Origin of the sequence: uncultured Duncaniella sp. (assembly GCF_910578445.1) — a bacterium.
Classification (GTDB): domain Bacteria; phylum Bacteroidota; class Bacteroidia; order Bacteroidales; family Muribaculaceae; genus Duncaniella.
Map to the genome: position 1 here is coordinate 1 of NZ_CAJTQC010000054.1, position 3,897 is coordinate 3,897.

The 3,897-nt window shown below is 48.1% G+C and carries 4 protein-coding genes; all 4 read left to right on the forward strand.

Translation table 11 applies throughout. The features are described 5' to 3' along the window. The coding region (locus tag QZ311_RS12130) for a site-specific integrase (RefSeq protein WP_297068458.1) at window positions 1-570 on the forward strand (570 nt) is incomplete at its 5' end. Between the two features lie 220 nt (window positions 571-790). Next, window positions 791-1,591: a hypothetical protein gene (locus QZ311_RS12135; protein ID WP_121699343.1), complete on the forward strand. Its 801-nt coding sequence runs from the start codon at window positions 791-793 to the stop codon at window positions 1,589-1,591. A 108-nt stretch (window positions 1,592-1,699) separates the two neighbouring features. Further along, window positions 1,700-2,077 carry a helix-turn-helix domain-containing protein gene (locus QZ311_RS12140; RefSeq protein WP_168355127.1) on the forward strand — a complete coding sequence of 126 codons (378 nt, stop codon included), beginning with the start codon at window positions 1,700-1,702 and terminating at the stop codon, window positions 2,075-2,077. 35 nt (window positions 2,078-2,112) lie between these two features. After that, window positions 2,113-3,876: a virulence-associated E family protein gene (locus QZ311_RS12145; protein ID WP_297068464.1), complete on the forward strand. Its 1,764-nt coding sequence runs from the start codon at window positions 2,113-2,115 to the stop codon at window positions 3,874-3,876. The last annotated feature ends 21 nt before the right edge of the window (window positions 3,877-3,897 follow it).

Consider the following 3,897-nt stretch of genomic DNA (forward strand, 5'->3'; position numbering starts at 1 on the left):
ACCGAGAACGTCAACGACTTTCTTGAATACATCGAATGGGATGATGTCGTGAAAGAGTTTCTCAATCAGGACGAGCTTATCCGACTGGCCCAGACTCCCTGCGACAGCGACGTGCTTCGCAGGGCATCGCTCTTCTCCTGTCTCACAGGTCTGCGTTTCAGTGACATTCTCAACCTCGACTGGAAGAATATTCAGGAGATTGCCGGAATCGGACTATGCGTTGTAATCAAGACACAGAAGACAAAGACGGCTGCAACCCTACCGCTTTGCGAGGATGCCATAGAGCTAATCGGAGAGCGTAAGACAGGCAAAGTATTTCCCGGATTCAAGAAAACACTTACGGCAAAACCTCTGGCAGACTGGATAAAGGCAGCGAACATCGACAAGCACATCACGTTCCATTGCTTCCGCCATACCTACGCCACTCTTCAGATGGCAATGAGCAGCAATCCCTACGTGGTCAGCCAGGCTCTCACCCATAAGAATCTTGAGACAACTCTACGCTACACGCATGAGGTTCCGACCGCACTGCTTGAGACTCTCGGCAAGATTAAAATCAAGCCCAAATAGAATGCACCTGATTTCCCCCTGAAATGACAGTGGGACGTTCTCACGTTTCACAAATAGGCAGATAATGGTCCGTTACCGCCCGGTAACGGACTATTTTATGCTAAAAATACAGGAAGTTGCTAAAAGTGAACCGATATGGCTAAGAAAAGTGTCCAACATTTCGTTTTTAGCAATCAATCCTCTGTAATTTTGTCGGACAATTTCAAAATCTCACAATTATATGAAAAGCGACAACACATTGAAAACCATGACCGTATTAATCACCATTGTCTTCCTGATTATGGCAATGAAGACAGCTTATGCGGGAACTAACGGGTCATCCTCAAATCCGGGCACAGCATTGTTCTGGCTTGATGCCGCTTGGATATTCACTCTCTATGAAGCACCGTTTCTTTTGGCTGTCTTTGTGGCGGGACCGATGGTAAATGATGCAATGCCCGCAATTTTTGCAACCGGAAGAAAGTGCGCTGCGGTATTAAAACAAAACCTAAGTAAAACAGTTGACTCCGGCAACGCCCCAGAATCACTTAAAGCAGACGATATTGTCGTCACTTGTGATAGACAGGGCGAAGAAGGCGAAGTATCAGTCGTTGAGAATGATAAAACTGCGGAGCTATCGGAAGAAATCATCGGCTATATCTCCGGAACTCTCGGCAATCTACTGTCGGACGAACAGATTGAAAAACTGCTCGACAATTTCAGGAAACTGAATACCTGCGGACCTTTCGAGGTTGTAGAGAAGCGAAAATTGCAGGGAGTCTTTGAATTTGACCTGATCCATTTCGCATGGAACGTGTGTCGTCGTATCCATAATCCTGATACTTGTCCGAAAATTTTTGGTTTTGCCACAGCCGAAATGATTAAAGCCTCATTCCCGCTGACGCTTCAGAACTATGCGGTCAGTACTATCAAAAGCCGACTCAAGGATTCCGACGCTACTACAAAGTTCCGACTTCAGATAATCGAAGTCAACCGACCGCTGGTGCCATATATATTTCCTGTGCCAGAAGAAGCCGGATAATATTCAGGTTATCGGTTATCCATTGGTTATCCGGATGATAACTGGATTGGAGGAATATAACCGATGAACTTTGCGGCACGATGTTCAAATCCCCCATCGTACCGCATTATGATTGAAAAACCAACATTCGAGGCAATGCCTCAGATTATGGCACGGCTTGAAGAAAAAGTCGATGCCCTGACCGAAACTGTCGGTAAACTACTGCAAGGCGCTATGGCTCCAATGGTCGTTACCGCTCCGGAAGAGATGGTAACAGTCAAAGATGCCGCCAGTATTCTTAGACTGTCTGTGTCAAGGGTCTATGCACTCGTTCAGGAGGGGCGTATACCATGCTATAAGCCAGGGCGCAACCTGCTTTTTCTCCCCTCCGAGTTAAGGAAGTGGATGGCCGAGGGGCTTCGGAAAGGCCAGCCTTCCATCGAAGAACAGATGGAGCAGATGACCAAAGGCATGCGCAACAGTGCCAAAGACAGGAGATTCATATGAGCGTAGGTTACAAACTTCTGTCCGAAAGACATGATATGGAAAACACCTTCTGCCGTGCTTATTCCTGCCGTGCCGCTATTGAAAAATTTCTGGCGGACCTATTCCTTCTTGATAAAACCACCGGGTTGTATGCCGCTACATACAACCCGGAAGTCACACTCGAAACAGACGAAGTTCAACAGATTGTCTGGATCAGTGGGGTCAACGCGCCCTGCAATGCATTTGAAATTGTAAGAATATTCAGGTTCGGAGACCTTGACAAATATGTAAAAAAGGAAGAAACCGCAACGAAACGTCGCCCCTCATATAAAGCAATGCTGCAACTCTGCGCCGAGGACACAACGGTAAAGCTCACAGTGATAAAAGACAAGAATAAATCAGTCAATGTAAATTCGGACGAATGGGAGGCGGCGCTATCGCTCAACGACAGGAATCAGATTGAAAGAACAGGTCAGAATATCAAACTGATTCTACTCAACGACCCACAGCTCAAAAAAGTGCGTTTCGACCGCTTTACCAAGCAGGACATTACCGACTGTCCAGACTTCTGCAATGAGCGAGACAACCGTATTGACGATGAATCGATAGGCAAGATTGCCATTTATATCGAGAATGTATACGGGCTTCAGCTCTCTCAGCCGCGTATTATCGACATGCTCAAAACCACATCAAAGGAGCGTGGCTTCAATCCCGTGCATGAATTTATACAGAGTGCGACATGGGATAATGTGGAGCGCATCGATACAGTTGTAATCCGGTACCTTGGTGCCGATGACACTCCTCTTACACGGATGCAGACACGCAAGTGGATGGTCGGCGCGGTGGCCCGCGCTTTCAGTCCCGGATGCAAATTCGACCATATACTCACGTTTACAGGGCCGCAGGGTGTTGGCAAAAGCACATTCCTGAATATCATCGCCGGAAACTGGTTTTCAGATTCGTTCTCATTCGCTCACGACGACAAGTCGAAGATTGAGGATATCACTGGCGCATGGATTGTGGAAATATCGGAACTCAACGGCATGAAACGCGCCCATGATGCTGAGGCAGCCAAAGCGTTTCTCAGCCGGGTCCGCGATGATGTGCGCCCGGCATACGCCCGGAAGAGTGAGTCGATTCCCCGAAGCAACGTGTTTGCCGCAACGACCAACGAGACAGAGTTTCTACAGAGCTGTAACGGCAATCGCCGCTGGTGGGTAATCCCTATAAAGGGCACAGGAGAAGTTCGAGAATGGATTGACGCACTGAAATCCGAGGTTCCCCAGTTGTGGGCTGAGGCTTATCACTATTACACTGCCGGAGAGACGCTGTTTCTCCCTCCTGAATTGGAATCGGAGGCCAATCGGCGACAAGCTGAATATACCACTGCCGCCGGAGATGAATTGCTTGATGAAATAGAGGCGTTCTTGAACAGACTCGTTCCAAAAGCATACTTCTCATGGCCGCTCGGCAAGAGGGCGCAGTGGCAGAAGTGGGCTATTGATCCGTCATCATTTATCGATGACGAATACCGTCAGATAGGCACTGAACCGCTGACAATAGTATCTCCGAAGATGATAAAGTGCGAAATGCCGAACGATGCCATCCGAACATCATTCCGCTATTCATCGCAGTATATCAACTCCCTCATGGAGCATATACCCGGTTGGGTAAGGTCGGAGAAAGAGAAAGTGCCGGGTATGCACCGCGACTATTGTGGCGCCGACGGACGAGTTAAACGCCCCTGGATTCGTACTGACAATCCCAAGATACCACTCTCTCCTACTCTTGACTTCGATTGCAAAGACTCGCCATTCTGACCCGAATGTCCCAAATACCTT